13 protein-coding genes are annotated in these 15,930 nt (G+C 62.7%); 4 read left to right on the top strand and 9 right to left on the bottom strand.

Annotation, left to right across the window (positions count from 1 at the left end; all coding sequences use genetic code 11):
• Positions 1 to 178: 178 nt before the first annotated feature.
• Positions 179 to 1,570 (top strand): L-cystine transporter, encoded by a 1,392-nt coding sequence (locus tag GTQ41_RS26175; protein ID WP_047297168.1) that lies wholly within the window; start codon positions 179 to 181, stop codon positions 1,568 to 1,570.
• Between the two features lie 90 nt (positions 1,571 to 1,660).
• On the opposite strand, the gene GTQ41_RS26180 is transcribed toward GTQ41_RS26175, so the two are convergent.
• Positions 1,661 to 2,173: a dihydrofolate reductase gene (locus GTQ41_RS26180; protein WP_047297169.1), complete on the bottom strand. Its 513-nt coding sequence runs from the start codon at positions 2,171 to 2,173 to the stop codon at positions 1,661 to 1,663.
• A gap of 85 nt (positions 2,174 to 2,258) precedes the next feature.
• Between GTQ41_RS26180 and GTQ41_RS26185 the strand changes: the two genes are divergently transcribed.
• Both GTQ41_RS26185 and GTQ41_RS26190 read left to right on the top strand, forming a co-directional pair.
• Entirely contained in the window at positions 2,259 to 3,632 is a 1,374-nt protein-coding gene (locus GTQ41_RS26185) for a DUF2868 domain-containing protein (protein ID WP_047297170.1), read from the top strand.
• Positions 3,625 to 5,001 (top strand): GTPase/DUF3482 domain-containing protein, encoded by a 1,377-nt coding sequence (locus tag GTQ41_RS26190; RefSeq protein ID WP_217325384.1) that lies wholly within the window; start codon positions 3,625 to 3,627, stop codon positions 4,999 to 5,001. The genes GTQ41_RS26185 and GTQ41_RS26190 overlap by 8 nt, the downstream gene beginning before the upstream one ends.
• 128 nt (positions 5,002 to 5,129) lie before the next feature.
• On the opposite strand, the gene GTQ41_RS26195 is transcribed toward GTQ41_RS26190, so the two are convergent.
• The 7 genes from GTQ41_RS26195 to GTQ41_RS26225 all read right to left on the bottom strand — a co-directional run bounded on the left by GTQ41_RS26195 (position 5,130) and on the right by GTQ41_RS26225 (position 14,274).
• Positions 5,130 to 5,684, bottom strand: coding sequence for a phosphonate degradation HD-domain oxygenase (locus GTQ41_RS26195; RefSeq protein ID WP_047297172.1), 555 nt, complete (start codon positions 5,682 to 5,684; stop codon positions 5,130 to 5,132).
• The gene (locus tag GTQ41_RS26200; RefSeq protein ID WP_047297173.1) at positions 5,684 to 6,817 is read right to left on the bottom strand and encodes a TIGR03364 family FAD-dependent oxidoreductase; all 1,134 of its coding nucleotides are present in this window, start codon (positions 6,815 to 6,817) and stop codon (positions 5,684 to 5,686) included. The genes GTQ41_RS26195 and GTQ41_RS26200 overlap by 1 nt, the downstream gene beginning before the upstream one ends.
• A gap of 143 nt (positions 6,818 to 6,960) precedes the next feature.
• Positions 6,961 to 7,986 (bottom strand): putative 2-aminoethylphosphonate ABC transporter substrate-binding protein, encoded by a 1,026-nt coding sequence (locus GTQ41_RS26205; RefSeq protein WP_041063660.1) that lies wholly within the window; start codon positions 7,984 to 7,986, stop codon positions 6,961 to 6,963.
• Between the two features lie 35 nt (positions 7,987 to 8,021).
• Positions 8,022 to 9,746: a putative 2-aminoethylphosphonate ABC transporter permease subunit gene (locus GTQ41_RS26210; protein ID WP_047297174.1), complete on the bottom strand. Its 1,725-nt coding sequence runs from the start codon at positions 9,744 to 9,746 to the stop codon at positions 8,022 to 8,024.
• Positions 9,746 to 10,822: a putative 2-aminoethylphosphonate ABC transporter ATP-binding protein gene (locus GTQ41_RS26215; protein ID WP_047297175.1), complete on the bottom strand. Its 1,077-nt coding sequence runs from the start codon at positions 10,820 to 10,822 to the stop codon at positions 9,746 to 9,748. The genes GTQ41_RS26210 and GTQ41_RS26215 overlap by 1 nt, the downstream gene beginning before the upstream one ends.
• A 256-nt stretch (positions 10,823 to 11,078) precedes the next feature.
• Positions 11,079 to 11,942, bottom strand: coding sequence for a LysR family transcriptional regulator (locus GTQ41_RS26220; protein ID WP_047297500.1), 864 nt, complete (start codon positions 11,940 to 11,942; stop codon positions 11,079 to 11,081).
• Positions 11,943 to 11,958: 16 nt separating this feature from the next.
• Positions 11,959 to 14,274 (bottom strand): heavy metal translocating P-type ATPase, encoded by a 2,316-nt coding sequence (locus tag GTQ41_RS26225; RefSeq protein ID WP_047297176.1) that lies wholly within the window; start codon positions 14,272 to 14,274, stop codon positions 11,959 to 11,961.
• Positions 14,275 to 14,358: 84 nt separating this feature from the next.
• Here GTQ41_RS26225 and cadR point away from each other — a divergent pair, with 84 nt between their 5' ends.
• Positions 14,359 to 14,808, top strand: a complete 450-nt coding sequence (gene cadR / locus GTQ41_RS26230) for a Cd(II)/Pb(II)-responsive transcriptional regulator (protein WP_047297177.1) — start codon at positions 14,359 to 14,361, stop codon at positions 14,806 to 14,808.
• 122 nt (positions 14,809 to 14,930) lie between these two features.
• Here cadR and GTQ41_RS26235 read toward each other — a convergent pair whose 3' ends face one another.
• On the bottom strand, positions 14,931 to 15,902 hold the full coding sequence (locus GTQ41_RS26235) for a thymidylate synthase (RefSeq protein WP_047297178.1): 972 nt from the start codon (positions 15,900 to 15,902) through the stop codon (positions 14,931 to 14,933).
• Positions 15,903 to 15,930 lie beyond the last annotated feature (28 nt).

Genomic DNA, 15,930 nt, shown 5'->3' on the forward strand with positions numbered 1-15,930 from the left:
TCAGCGACCGCTTACGTCTCTTCAACGCCAGTTGCATTGCCAAGAGCGACAAGCGCTTATTCCAAAAACGACGGACGACCTGCTATTTCGGTATTAATTCATTGGAAATCAAACTGTTAGGCTTGCCGGTTCGCAGTTGCCCCAGAAGGCGACTGGCACAAGTCTTATCGGAGTCTTCATGAATCTGCCGCTGATCCTCAATCTGCTGGTGTTCCTCGCCCTGCTCTTCGGTCTGGCGCAAACCCGCCACACGACGTGGAGCCTGGCGAAAAAAGTCCTGCTTGCACTGGTGCTGGGCGTGGCGTTCGGCGTGGCCCTGCACAGCGTTTACGGTGCCGGCAACCCGGTGCTGAAAGCCTCGATCGGCTGGTTCGATCTGGTCGGCAACGGTTACGTGCAGTTGCTGCAAATGATCGTGATCCCGCTGGTGTTCGCCTCGATCCTCAGCGCGGTGGCCCGTCTGCACAACGCCTCGTCGCTGGGCAAGATCAGCTTCCTGACCATCGGCACGCTGCTGTTCACCACCGCGATTGCGGCGCTGATCGGTATCGGCCTGACCAACCTGTTCGGCCTCACCGCCGAAGGCCTGGTCGCCGGTACTCAGGAAATGGCCCGTCTGCAAACCATCCAGACCGACTACGCCGGCAAGGTCGCCGACCTGAATGTGCCGCAACTGCTGCTGTCGTTCATTCCGCAGAACCCGTTCGCCGACCTGGCCCGGGCCAAGCCGACCTCGATCATCAGCGTGGTGATCTTCGCGGCTTTCCTCGGTGTCGCGGCGCTGCAACTGCTCAAGGATGACGTCGAAAAAGGTCAGAAAGTGATCAACGCCATCGACACCCTGCAAGCCTGGGTGATGCGTCTGGTGCGTCTGGTGATGAAGCTGACCCCGTACGGCGTGCTGGCGCTGATGACCAAAGTGGTCGCCGGTTCCAACCTGCAGGACATCATCAAGCTCGGCAGTTTCGTCGTGGTTTCGTACCTCGGTCTGGGCCTGATGTTCGTGGTGCATGGCCTGCTGGTGTCAGCGGCCGGGATCAACCCGCTGCGTTTCTTCCGCAAGATCTGGCCGGTGCTGACGTTCGCGTTCACCAGCCGTTCCAGCGCCGCGAGCATTCCGCTGAGCATCGAAGCGCAGACCCGTCGTCTGGGCATTCCACAGTCGGTAGCAAGTTTTGCCGCCTCGTTCGGCGCGACCATCGGCCAGAACGGTTGCGCCGGCCTGTACCCGGCGATGCTCGCGGTGATGGTGGCCCCAACGGTCGGCATCAATCCGCTGGATCCGCTGTGGATCGCGACGCTGGTGGCAATTGTGACCCTGAGCTCGGCCGGTGTGGCCGGGGTCGGTGGCGGCGCGACATTCGCCGCACTGATCGTGCTGCCGGCGATGGGCTTGCCGGTGTCACTGGTGGCGCTGCTGATTTCGGTGGAGCCGCTGATCGACATGGGTCGTACGGCGTTGAACGTGAGTGGTTCGATCACCGCGGGTGCGATTACCAGCCAGGTGATGCAGCAGACCGATAAAGCGCTGCTGGATGCGGATGAGCATGCGGAGCTTGCTCAGGCTTGATGTAAAGCACGATCAAAAGATCGCAGGCTTCGCCAGCTACTACAGGGGACATGCGTAAACCTTGTAGGAGCTGCCGCAGGCTGCGATCTTTTAGGCTTTTTCCCAGACTTCGAAGTTGTACGCAGGCTTGTCGCCCTCAGCCGGATTCGGCACATTCGACACCAGCTTCCACTGGTTCAGATCGAACTGAGGAAACCACGCGTCCCCTTCCGGGCTCAGCGCCACACGGGTCAGATACAGACGATCGGCCTGCGCCAGCCCTTGCGCATACAACTGCGCGCCACCAATCAGCATCAGCTCATCGACGCCCTGGGCTTTCGCCCATTCCTCGGCACGCACCACCGCGGCTTCCAGCGACGGATACACCTCCGCGCCTTCCAACACCAAGTCTGGCTGGCGGCTGACCACGATGTTCAAGCGCCCCGGCAGCGGACGACCGAGGGAATCCCAGGTCTTGCGACCCATGATGATCGGCTTGCCGAGGGTCGTGGCCTTGAAGTATTTGAAGTCCCCCGGCAGGTGCCAGGGCATGCTGTTGTCGACGCCGATCACGCGGTTTTCACCGAGGGCTGCGATCAGGCTGAGGGGGAGTGATTTAGTCATACCGGCGAGGATACCAGAGCCTCGCTTGACCCGATAAGCGCCACAGCGGTTATGCTCACGGCTCAATTGAGCAACGGAATGGCGCGTGACTGAACTGACTCCCCTGCAAAACCTCTGGCTGACTGAAACCATCCGCCTGCGTGAAGAGCACGCGGGTCCTCTGGAGGATCTGGAAGCCAATCGTCTGGCCCGCGCGGCCGGCGGCGATCTGTCGAGCCGTATTCAGCGCCGGGCGGCGTGGCTGGCCGAGCGCGACGGGCTGAGCACGGCACTCAAGCACTGGCTGCAGGGCGCGCGTCTGGCGCTGGTGCTGCTGGTCATTTTCGCGCTGCTGAGCGGTGCCGGTCTGGCTTTCGCCGCACTGAGCCAGTCACCGGTGAATGTGTTCTGGGCCTTGGGCAGCCTGCTCGGGCTGAACCTGATTCTGCTGCTGAGCTGGGCGCTGGGGCTGATCTTTGCCGGTGAACACGGCGCCACTCTCGGGCGCCTCTGGTTGTGGCTCAGCGAAAAATTCGCCCGCGACGCCAAAGCCGCGCAACTCGCACCGGCCCTGCTGCTGATGTTACAGCGCAGAAAACTCAATCGCTGGGCCCTCGGCACATTGGTCAATGGCCTGTGGTTGCTGGCGATGCTCAGCGCGCTGGTGCTGCTGCTCGCGCTGATGGCAACCCGGCGCTATGGCTTCGTCTGGGAAACCACGATCCTCAGCGCGGATACGTTCATCAACCTGACCCAAGCCCTTGGCGCGCTGCCGGCGCTGCTCGGTTTCAACGTACCCAGCGTGGAAATGATCCGTGCCAGTGGCGACGCGGCGCTGGGTATCGAAAGCGCGCGACAGGCCTGGGCGACCTGGCTGGTCGGTGTGCTGGTGGTCTACGGCGTGCTGCCGCGTCTGCTGCTGACGCTGTTATGTTTCTGGCGCTGGAATCGCGGCAAAGCCGCGCTGGCGCTGGACCTCAACTTGCCCGGCTACGCCCAGTTGCGCGAACGGCTGATGCCGACCAGCGAACGCCTCGGCATCAACGACGCGGCGCCTGAGCAGTTGCATCGGGTCGAAAGCAGCGTCAGCGAACACGCCAGCGAGGGTGCCCTGCTGGTCGCCATCGAACTCGACGATCAACGCTCCTGGCCACCAGCGCTGCCGAAAACCGTGAGCAACGCCGGCATTCTCGACAGCCGCGAATCGCGCAACAAACTCCTGGAGCAACTCAGCCGTTTCCCTCCGGCACGCCTGCTGATCGCCTGCGATCCACGGCGCTCGCCGGATCGCGGCAGCCTCGCGCTGATCGCCGAACTGGCGCGCAACGCCAGCGCCACCCGCGTCTGGCTGCTGCAAGCACCGCCCGGTGAAGCGCTGGACAGCGCCCGCCTCGGCGACTGGCATGTCGCGCTGCAACAGCTGGAATTGCCGTTCGCCGATTGCGCACCGATGAACTGGCTGGAGAACGGTCATGACTGATGCCCGCAAAGCCCCGCTGAAACTCGCGGTGGTCGGCCACACCAACGTCGGCAAGACCTCGCTGCTGCGCACCTTGACCCGTGACGTCGGTTTCGGCGAAGTCTCGCACCGCCCGAGTACCACCCGCCATGTCGAGGGCGCGCGGTTGTCGGTGGACGGCGAGCCCTTGCTTGACCTCTACGACACGCCGGGGCTGGAAGATGCCATTGCCCTGCTGGATTTCCTCGAGCGTCTGGAGCGCCCCGGCGAACGCCTCGACGGCCCGGCTCGACTGGCGCGGTTTCTCGACGGCAGTGAGGCGCGCCAGCGTTTCGAACAGGAGGCGAAAGTGCTGCGGCAACTGCTCGCCTCCGATGCCGGACTGTATGTGATCGACGCCCGTGAGCCGGTGCTGGCCAAGTATCGCGACGAACTGGAAGTGCTGGCCAGCTGCGGCAAACCGCTGCTGCCGGTGCTGAATTTCGTCAGCAGCGCCAGCGATCGCGAACCGGACTGGCGCGAAGCGTTGGCGCGGCTCGGCCTGCATGCGCTGGTGCGGTTCGACAGCGTTGCGCCGCCGGAAGATGGCGAGCGGCGCCTGTACGAAAGCCTCGCGCTGCTGCTGGAAAACGCCCGGCCGCAACTGGAACGGCTGATCGCCGATCAACAGGCCCAGCGCCTGGCGCGCCAGCAAAGTGCGGCACGCCTGATCGCCGAATTGCTGATCGATTGTGCGGCGTGCCGGCGCAGCGTGGTCAGCGACGCCGAGCAGGAACAGCAAGCCATCAGCGAACTGCGCAAAGCCGTGCGTCAGCGCGAACAGAAATGCGTTGAGGCGCTGCTCAAGCTCTACGCCTTTCGCCCGCAGGACGCGTCGGCCAGTGATCTGCCGCTGCTGGATGGGCGTTGGGGCGATGACCTGTTCAACCCGGAAACCCTGAAGCAACTCGGCGTACGGGTTGGCGGCGGGATGGCGGCAGGCGCTGCGGCCGGGGCTGGCGTGGATTTGCTGGTGGGCGGGATCACCCTTGGCGCTGCGGCGCTGGCCGGTGCGCTTGCCGGCGGCGCGCTGCAAACGGCGCGCAGTTATGGCAGCCGTCTGCTCGGCAAGATCAAGGGCCAGCGCGAGTTGACCGTGGATGACGGGGTGCTGCGGCTACTGGCGTTGCGTCAGCGGCAGTTGCTGTCAGCGCTGGATCAACGCGGACATGCGGCGATGGACGCGGTACAGGTCGCCACCCCGCAGGACAAGAGCTGGCGCGAGGGCAAGTTGCCCGAGGCGTTGAACAAGGCGCGGGCGCATCCGCAGTGGTCGTCGCTCAATCCCCATCCGAAGTTGAATCAGGCGGAGCGGCAGGAGCAGATAGATCTATTAGCTGCAGATTTGTAGCGTCTGATCCGGCCTCTTCGCTGGCAAGCCAGCTCCCACAGGGTTCTCGGTGAAAACCCATTTTGTGATCAACCAAGATACCTGTGGGAGCTGGCTTGCCAGCGATGGCAGCCACTCGGTTCCAAGACCTAAGAAGACAAAAGACGCACCGCTTTCCCCTTCAACACCTGAAGGTCAATCACCGGTACATCCATCTCCTTGGCCTGCTCATCCCACTGGCGCATGCGCAAACTCACGGCACACAACGGATCACGCTCAAACGCATCCGCCTCCTCCTCGCTCATCACCCCGCCCTGATACTCCAGGGTCCGGCGACTCGCTTCACTCAAGCGCTCGAAATACCCAGGCTCGCGCAAGGTCAGGTAACGCTTGGCCTCAACGTGATATTCCACCAGCCGCGCCATACGCTCACTGAAACCCGCCTCACGCAAATAATCCGCACCCAGGCGCTCATGGCTGACCACGCCATACCCGCCCATGTTCTCGGCGCCCTCGGCACACAAATGGCCGATGTCATGGAAGAACGCCGCCAGCACCACTTCATCATCAAACCCTTCAGCCATCGCCAACTGCGCGGCCTGGGACATGTGCTCGATCTGCGACACTGGCTCGCCGATGTAATCGCTGGTGCCGAAGCGCTCGTACAACCCGAATACCCGAGCGACGATTTGTGGATGATCCATCAGATTTCCTCCAGCCACTGCGCGACGTTGCGCTCGGCCAATGCCGGGCCGATGCTCATGCCGACGCCGGTGTGCATCAGCGCCACACTCAGCCCCGGTGCCGGGCGCAGCAACGAAAACGGCCCCGGCCCACGCGCACCGTAGACGCCCTGCCAGCGCTCGAGCACTTGCACCTTGCAGCCCAGCGTCTGTTCGGCCAGATCGAGCATCCAGTTGTCGACCTGCTCGGCGTTGAACGGCGACGGATCACTGCCGTAATGGTGGGAGTCGCCGATGATCAGCTCGCCATACGGCGTCGGGCTGATCAGCAGATGAATGCCGTTGTCGTGCAGGTGCGGTTGTTCGCGCAGGATCTGCGCCTGCACCGCCGCCGCTTGCGGCAGGTCAGCGAAAGCGCCGTAGTGCACGCAGCTCAGTCCGGTGAGCAAGGCGTGTTGCAGGTTCAGCTCGACCTGCGGTTTGGCACGGAGCATTTGCAGGCGACAGATCTGCGGATCGAGCGCAGCGATCGGCTCGGCCAGCAGGGTCTGATAGTCATGACCGGAGCAGACAATGACCTGCTTCGCCGTGAAGCTGCCGGCGGTGCTGTACAGGTGTCCGGGTTCCACGTCGCGCACCAGCGTCGAGAAGTGAAACTCGACGCCGAGGTCGCGGCGCAGGTAGTCGATCAACGCCGGAATCGCTTCCCGCGAGTACAGCTGTTGATCGTCCATGCCGTGCAGCGCCGCCCGGTGGTGACTGAACTGACCGTGGTACAAATCACGCAGGGCAGCGCCACGCAGCAAGGCCACGTTGTAACCGTGCTCCACGGCGCGACCGTTGCAGAAAGCTTCGAGCAAGTGCTCTTCGGCTTCGCTGCGGGCGAACAGGTACGAGCCGTTGCGCTTGAGCTGCAGACCGGCGAGTTGCGCCCAGTCGCCCCAGATCTCGCGGCTGGCCTTGGCCAGTTCGAGCATCTGACCCGGCGGCTGGCCAGTGACCAGCGCCTGACCGAAGTTGCGCACCGAAGCGCCGAGGGGCGTGGCGGTGCGTTCGAAAACGCTGACCTTGAGGCCGCGTTTGGCGGCGGCGTAGGCGTGGGACAAGCCGAGGATGCCGGCGCCGACGATGAGCAGGTCTTGGTGTTGGGTCATTTAGAGGTGCTCTGAATGAGAGACCGTCATCGCTGGCAAGCCAGCTCCCACAGGTATCGAGGTGTTCACAAAATTCGTGTTCAGCGCAAAACCCTGTGGGAGCTGGCTTGCCAGCGATGAGGCCCTGTCAGTCGATAAAAATCTTACTTGGCAGCGACTTTCTCGGACTTGCCGTCATAGCGCTTGCGCCATTCGGTCAGGATCTCGTCACGATTCTTCGAAGCCCACGCGAAGTCGTTCTTGATCAGGCGCTGCTCGTAGTCGGCCGGCAGTTCGGTCTGTGGCTTGGCGATGCCCGGCTGGGCGAGGACAGCGAAGTTTTCCTTGTACAGGTCCATCGCCTCGGCGCTGGCGGAGAAGTCCGCGAGTTTTTTCGCCGCGTCTTCATGCGGCGTGCCTTTGATCACCGCAGTGGCTTCGATCTCCCAGCCCAGGCCTTCCTTCGGCAGGATGATGTCCAGCGGCGCGCCCTGGCGTTTCAGCTGTACCGCCGGGTATTCGAAGGAAATGCCGATCGGAAATTCGCCCGCTGCGGCCAGTTTGCAAGGCTTGGAACCGGAGTGAACGTACTGGCCGATGTTCTGGTGCAGACCGTCCATGTAGGCCCAGCCCTGCTTCTCGCCAAAGGTTTGCAGCCAGGCGCTGACGTCGAGGAAACCGGTGCCGGACGACGCCGGGTTCGGCATGACGATCTTGCCCTTGTACTCAGGCTTGGTCAGGTCTTGCCAGCTCACCGGTTTGCTCAGGCCCTGCTTTTCGGCTTCGACGGTGTTGAAGCAGATGGTCGCGGCCCACACGTCCATGCCGACCCAGGCGGGCGGGTTGGCGGCGTCGCGGTAGTTCGCGCCGATCTTGCCCAGGTCCTTCGGTGCGTAGCTTTGCAGCATGCCCTGCTGGTCAAGGATCGCCAGGCTCGACGCGGCCAGGCCCCACACCGCGTCGGCCTGTGGACGGGCCTTTTCGGCCAGCAGTTTGGCGGTGATGATCCCGGTGGAATCACGCACCCACTTGATTTCGACGTCCGGGTTGGCCTTCTCGAACGCCGCCTTGTAAGCGGTCAGTTGCTCGGCTTCGAGGGCGGTGTACACCGTCAACTCGGTTTTTGCCGCGAAGGCATTCAGGCTGAAAGTAGCGAGCACAGCAGCGGCCAGGGCCATAGGCTTGAACATGATCGTTTTCCTGTCTTGAGTTGAGGTTGGGAAAATCAGTGACCGGGCGCGGTTTGCCGCCAGGCCTGGGAACGGCGCAGCAAGCCGCGCGAAGCCCACGCCAGCAGCAAGGACACGCCTGCCGAGGTGAACAGAATCAGGGTCGACATCGCCGCCGCGCCGCCGACATTGCCGGCGTCATCCATGTTCAGCACCGCCACCGCCGCGAGGATGGTGTCGGGGCTGTAGAGGAAGATCGCCGCCGACACCGTGGTCATCGCCGAGACAAACAGGTAGCGCACGATGTCCAGCAGCGCCGGCAAACAGATCGGCACGGTGACGCGCAGGTAGTGGCGGTACAGCGGCGCCTTGAGCGACAGCGCGGCGGCTTCGAACTCGGCGTCGAGCTGGCGCAGTGCGGTGGTCGCGGTCATTTGTGCGGTGGTCAAATAGTGAGCAATGGTGCAGACAATCAGCAGGGTCATCGTGCCGTACAGCACGTGCAGCGGGTTGCCGCTGAGGTTGAAGAAGAAGACATAACCCAGACCGAGTACCAGCCCCGGCACGGCCATCGGGATGAAACTGAGCATGCGCAGCGCCAAATTGAGGCCGCGCTGGCTGCGGGTTTTCTCCATCAGGTAAGCGCCGGTGAAGATCAGCACGCTGCCGATCAAAGCGGTGCCCAGCGCCATCTTCAGGCTGTTGCCATAGGCCAGCCAGCCGCCACCGGCGGTTTCGTTGAACTGGTAGTGATTGAGCGACAGCGACAGGTTGTACGGCCAAAACTTCACCAGCGAGGAAAACACTGCCATGCCGAACACCAGCAGCAACGCCGCGCTGATCAGCACAACAATCGCCAGATAGCAGGCATCACGCATTTTCGACGGCGCTGGTTTGAATACTTGCGCACGGCCACTCATGGAATCGCCGTGACGCCGACGCAGCCAGGCATCGACGCCGAAGCTGAACAGCGCCGGCAGCAACAGCACCATGCCGATCAACGCGCCGCGGCCGAATTGCTGCTGGCCGACCACGGCTTTGTAGGCCTCCAGTGCCAGCACTTGATAGTCGCCACCGACCACCACCGGCACGCCGAAATCGGTGATGGTCAGGGTGAACACCAGACAGAACGCGGCGAATACCGCTTGCCGGGTCGCCGGCCAGGTGATGCTGCGAAAGGCTTTCGCCGGACTGGCACCCATGCTCGATGCGGCATCGAACAGCCGCGCATCGGCCAGCGACAACGCCGACAGCAGAATCATCAACGCATGGGGAAAGGTGTAGATCACCTCACCCAGCACAATGCCCCAGAAACCGTAGATATTGTCCGAGAGCAGTCCACGCAACATGCCTTGGTTGCCGAACAGATAAACCAGCGCGATACCCGGCAGCATCGACGGCGCCATCAACGGCAGCAGGGAAATCCCGCGCCAGAGGCCCTTGGCCGGCATCAGCGTGCGCTGCAGAGCGTAGGCAAACAGGTAGGCCAGCGGGACGACGATGGCCGCGACGCTGAGGGAAACCTTCAGGCTATTGCCGAGCAGCCAGTGGAAATTCTCGCTGCTCACCAGTTCCTTGGCGGCGAGCCAGCCGCCGCCCTGTCCGGCCTCGCTGCTGAAACCGCGCCAGAAGATCGCCAGCAATGGCAGCAACACCGCGACACCGAGCAGCAACAGCAGCAGGAGTTTGCCACCGAGGACGAAGATCCGGTCGCCGACCTCGGCCCCGGACACTCGCCGCGCCTGCTTGTGCGGTAGCGGCAGTGCGATGTTCGCGCTCATCAGGCAAACACCTGCAGGCTGCGCGGCGGCAAGGCGACCATGATCTGCTGGGCGCCGAGGCGCGGCATGGCTTCCGGCGCCAGTTCGGCGAGCAGCGAATGGCCCGGCAACTGATCGAGTTCGAAGCTCATGCGGCAGCGGTTGCCGAGGAACGTGATCTCGCGCACCTTGGCCGGGAACAGGTTTTCTTCGTGCACCAGCGGATTGACGTTGATCGCCTCCGGGCGGCAGAACAACCGGCCCGAAGCGCCGCTCACGCTACCATCCGCCAGACGCACCTCCATCCCGCCAACCCGGGCGTGACTGGCGCTGCTGCGCTGGAACGGCAGCCAGTTGCCCTGCCCGACGAACTCGGCCACGAACGGCGTGGCCGGGCGATTGTAGATGTCCTGCGGAGTGGCGTACTGCTCGACCCGACCGTTGTGCATCACGGCGATGCGGTCGGCCATCAGCATGGCTTCGTCCTGATTGTGGGTGACCATCAGGGTGGTGATGCCGAGGTTGCGCTGCAATTGGCGCAGTTCGGTGCACAGATGCTCGCGGACGCGGGCGTCCAGCGCCGACATCGGCTCATCGAGCAATAACAGCGACGGTGCCGGGGCGAGGGCACGAGCCAGGGCGACACGTTGTTGCTGGCCGCCGGACAACTGGCCCGGGTACTTTTTCTCACTGCCGCTGAGACCGACCAGTTCCAGCATCTGCCCGACGCGACGGCGTACTTCGTCACGACCACTGCCAGCGAGGCCGTAGGCAATGTTCGCTTCGACGGTCAGGTTGGGGAACAGCGCGTAGGACTGGAACAGGATGCCGTAGTCCCGGGCTTGCGGCGCGAGCTGCGAAACATCGCGGTCACCGAGGTACAACTCGCCGCTGTCCTGCTTCTCCAGCCCGGCGATGCAGCGCAACAGCGTGGTCTTGCCGCAGCCCGACGGGCCGAGCAGGCACACCAATTCACCGGCGGCGACATCGAGGGAGACGTTATCCAGTGCGGTGAAGGCGCCGAAGCGTTTCTGTACGCCGCGCACTTTCATCGGCGCACCGGGGTTGCTCAGGGCAGTTGCGATGGCAGGATTCATGGACAGACCTCATCAAGCAGATGGGGCCCATCCTAGAGTTGTAATGCGTCCGTCATGTGGCAGTGAGGCAAAAACGGCCGATAGTGGTATTCGGGGATTTTGGTTCAGGTTTCAAGTCATGGGTTGCCGGGTCTGGCCCCATCGCTGGTAAGCCAGCTCCCACAAGGATCTTCAGTGAATGCAGATTTTGTGAACACCTGAAATACCTGTGGGAGCTGGCTTGCCAGCGATGGGGCCAGTACGAGCAGTGAAGAAATCAGGCCGGGGACATTTCCTGAGCCAAGCCGAGGAAGGCCGCCGGCAACCGCGCGCCCTTGCGCTCCTTGAGGCAATAGAGGTACTCGGGAATCTGCGGCGCATTCTCGATGGTCAGCACGCGCAACTGCGGATCATGCGGCACTTCCTGGCGGGCAATGATGCTGATGCCGATATTGCGCAGCACCGCCTCGCGGATCGACTCACGGCTGCCGATCTCCAGCAACGGGCCAAAACTGACCCCGGCGCTTTCAAGCAACTCCTCGGTCAGGCGCCGGGTGGTCGAACCGGACTCGCGCATCAGCAAGGTATGACCGGCCAAAGCACTCAACGCTACATGCTCCTGCGCCGCCAGCGGATGGTTGCGATGCACCGCCAGCACCAGCGGATCGCTGCCCAATACCCGGCGAATCAAGCGCGCATCCTCAAGCAACTGCGACGACGCCGCGACATCGACGCGGTAATCCTCCAGCGCTTCGAGCACCTGCTGCGAGTTGCCGATTTCCACCGACACTTCCACCTGCGGCAGGCGCTCGCGGAAGGTCTTCACCAGATCGAGGATGTAATACGGCGCAGTGGCAGCAATGCGCAACGTGCCCTGCACCTGACCGCTGTTGCGCAGGAAGAACTCGATATCGGCCTCCTGCTGCAACAGCGCCTTGACCATCGGCAGCAGTCGCGCGCCTTCGTCGCTGACGCTCAGGCGCCGACCGCCACGGTAGAACAGCTCCACCGAATACTGGCTTTCCAGATTGCGGATCTGCGTGGTCACGGTGGGTTGGCTGAGGCCGAGCTTTTTCGCCGCCAGCGTCATGCTGCCCAGGCGGGCGACCATGTAAAACGCTTTCAACTCGGCACTCAGCACAACCATCCCTCATCGTTTATTTGCGCAGCAGGCGCAAACCGTTGAACACCACCAGCAGGCTCACGCCCATGTCGGCAAACACCGCCATCCACATGGTGGCGAGTCCGGCGAAGGTTACCCCAAGAAAGATAGCCTTGATCACCAGGGCCAAGGCGATGTTCTGTTTCAGGATGCTCGCGGTGTCGCGCGACAGGCTGATGAACGCCGGGATCTTGCGCAGATCGTCGTCCATCAGGGCGACATCAGCGGTTTCAATCGCGGTGTCGGTACCAGCCGCCGCCATGGCGAAACCAATCTCAGCCCGTGCCAATGCCGGGGCGTCGTTGATACCGTCGCCGACCATACCCACCCGATGACCCTGTGCATAAAGCTCTTCGATAGCCTGCAGCTTGTCGGTCGGCAGCAAGTCGCCCTTTGCCTGGTCGATGCCGACCTGCGCCGCAATGGCCTGCGCGGTGTGTACGTTGTCGCCGGTGAGCATCAACGTTTTCACGCCCAGGGCATGCAACTGGCGGATCGCTTCGCGGCTGGATTCCTTGACCGTATCAGCCACGGCGAACAGCGCCAGCGGACCAGAACTGTCGAGCAGCAACACAACGGACTTGCCCTGTTTCTCCAGCGCAAACAGCTTCTCTTCCAGTTGCGGCGAGCACAGGCCAAGCTCTTCGACCAGACGGTGGTTGCCCAGGTGATAAGTCTGACCGTTGACCTGGCCTTTCACGCCGCGACCGGCCAGCGCTTCAAAGTTATCCACACTGAGCACGGCGAGGTTTTTATCCACAGCCGCATTGGCAATCGCCAGCGACACCGGGTGATCGGAGCGTCCGGCCAGCGCCGCGGCGATGGCCGGAGCGCTGGCGTCGGCGGTCGGGTCGAGCGACAGGTAATCGGTCTGCACCGGTTTGCCATGGGTGATGGTGCCGGTTTTGTCCAGCGCCAGATAATCGAGCTTGAAACCGCCCTCCAGATAAACGCCGCCCTTGATCAGAATGCCTTTGCGCGCCGCTGCCGCGAGGCCGCTGACGATGGTCACCGGGGTGGAAATCACCAGTGCGCACGGGCAGGCCACCACCAGCAACACCAGCGCACGGTAGATCCAGTCGAACCACACCGCGCCCATGAACACCGGCGGAATGATCGCCACGGCCAGCGCCAGCACGAACACCACCGGGGTGTAGATTTTCGAGAATTGATCGACGAAGCGTTGGGTCGGAGCGCGCGCCCCCTGAGCCTGCTCGACGGCGTGGATGATCCGCGCCAGGGTCGAGTTGTTCGCCGCCGCAGTCACCGTGTATTCCAGCGAACCAGCCTGGTTGATGGTGCCGGCGAAGACTTTGTCGCCCACGGTTTTCTCCACCGGCAGGCTTTCGCCGGTGATCGGCGCCTGATCGATGGTGGAACTGCCGCTGACCACTTCACCGTCCAGGGCGATGCGCTCACCGGGTTTTACCCGCACGCGGGCGCCGAGTTCGACGCTTTTAACCTCTTGTTCGACCCAGTTGCCGTCGGCCTGCTGCACCGTGGCCTGTTCCGGGGTCATCTGCATCAGGCCGCTGATGGCGTTGCGCGCGCGATCCAGCGAGCGCGCCTCAATCAGTTCGGCCACGGTAAACAGGAACATCACCATCGCCGCTTCCGGCCACTGCCCGATCAACACCGCACCGGTCACCGCGATGCTCATCAGCGCGTTGATGTTGAGGTTGCGGTTCTTCAGGGCGATCCAGCCCTTTTTATAGGTGGTCAGGCCGCCGCTGAGGATCGACACCAGCGCAATGATCGCCACCACCCAGGTCGGCGCAGCGTTGGTGAAGTGGATCACTTCCGCCGCCAGCGCGCCGACGCCGGACAACGCCAAGGGCCACCAGTGCTTTTTCACTGGCGCTGGGGCCGGGGCTTCGACGCCCGCCTCCAAAGGCTCGGCGTGCATGCCCAGCGAGGTGATCGCCTCGGTAATCGGCGCGGTGTCGGGCAGATTGTGGGTCACGCCGAGCACGCGGTTGATCAGGTTGAATTCCAGCTGCTGCACGCCGGCCAGTTTGCCGAGTTTGTTCTGGATCAGCGTCTGCTCGGTCGGGCAGTCCATCGCTTCAATGCGGAAACTGCTCAACCGTGCGTCAGCGCTGGTTTTCTCGCTCAGTTGCACCAACGCAGGCGCAGCCGCTGTCGACGAGCAGCAAGAATCTTCGTGCGAATGAACCGGTGCCGGTGCTGCGGCTTTCGACCCGCAGCAGGAATCGCCGCCATGCTCGTGCTTATGCACAGGCTGCAATTTATGGCTGTGGCTATGATCGTGCCCGTCGCCGGGCTTGTGGGTGTGCTGGGAATCGCTCATTGGTCGCGTCCATAAAGGTGCCTGTTGCCAAGTAAAGACCCTGTAGCCACTATAGGGTCAAGCACCCATTTGGAGATGGCCGTCATGAAGATCGGAGAACTGGCGAAACTCACCGATTGCGCGGTGGAAACCATCCGCTACTACGAGCGGGAACTCCTGCTGCCGGAACCGGCGCGCAGCGATGGCAACTACCGCGTCTACACCCAGGCCCACGCCGAACGCCTGACCTTCATCCGCAACTGTCGCACCCTCGATATGACCCTCGAAGAAATCCGCAGCCTGCTGGCCATGCGTGACAGCCCGCAGGATCAGTGTGCAAGCGTCAATACACTGATCGACGAGCACATCCAGCATGTGAAAGCGCGGATTGATGGCTTGCTGGCGTTGCAGACACAACTGCTCGACCTGCGCCAACGCTGTGGCGAAGGGCCGGGGGCCGATCAGTGCGGGATTTTGCAGCGGCTGGAAGTGAGTGGCGGGGTTGTGGCGACGGAGGTGGAGCATTCCCATGTGGGCCGCAGCCACGGCCACTGACAACACCACAAAATATTGTGGGAGCTGGCTTGCCAGCGATAGCGGTTTTACAGACACATCAATGTTGAATGTGCTGCCGTCATCGCTGGCAAGCCAGCTCCCACAGGTTTAATGGCAGTCTGTCAGACCGCCATCGGCGCGGTCATCGGCGCATGGTGCTCATAACCTTCCAGCGAGAAGTCGCTCGGCTCCACCAGCTCCAGCCACTCCGGCTGATACACACCCGTGTTGGCAAACTCCGGTACGCGGTCGGAGATTTTCAGTTTTGGCATGGCGAACGGCTCGCGCTTGAGCTGTTCGTTGAGCATGTCCAGGTGGTTCTCGTAGACGTGCGCATCACCGATGAAATAGGTGAACCAGCGCGGCGTGTAACCGGTCAGGCGCCCGATCAGACTCAGCAGCGCAGCGCCTTCGGTGAGGTTGAACGGCGTGCCCAGACCCAGGTCGTTGGAGCGGATGTACAGCGTCAGGGAGATCTCTCGGGTCTCGATGTTCGGGTGGAACTGGTACAGCAGATGGCACGGCGGCAGGGCCATTTCATCGAGCTGGGCGCAGTTCCAGCCATGGAACAGGATGCGGCGGCTGCCTGGATCCTTGATGATCGTGTCGACGCACTGGCGCACCTGATCGATGGCTTTGTACAGCACCACGTAGGCCTGACCATCCTCTTCGCCTTGGGCGATCTGCTTGTAGCCGTTGTTCAGGGTTTGTTCGATGGCGGCGGTGTTGCTCAGCGGGATCTGCTTGTACGCCGGCCACTTGCGCCATTGCACACCGTAGATTTCGCCAAGGTCGTCTTCGCCCTGACGGAACGGGTTGGCCAGCCACTGCGCGTTTTCGTTGGCGTTCTGGTCCCAGACCTTGCAGCCCAGCGCACGGAATTCAGCGGCGTTGTTCACGCCACGCAGAAAACCGCACATCTCGCCGATGGCCGATTTGAAGGCCATCTTGCGGGTGGTGATCGCCGGAAAGCCTTCCTGCAGATCGAAACGCAGCATCGCACCCGGGAAGCTGATGGTGTTGATGCCGGTGCGGTTGGCCTGTTTGGTGCCGTTCGCAATGACGTGCGAGACCAGTTCGAGATATTGCTTCATGAGTTACCTGTGTCCTTTGAGCCCCGGC

This window comes from Pseudomonas sp. AN-B15, from assembly GCF_019056475.1.
Lineage (GTDB): Bacteria > Pseudomonadota > Gammaproteobacteria > Pseudomonadales > Pseudomonadaceae > Aquipseudomonas > Aquipseudomonas parakoreensis.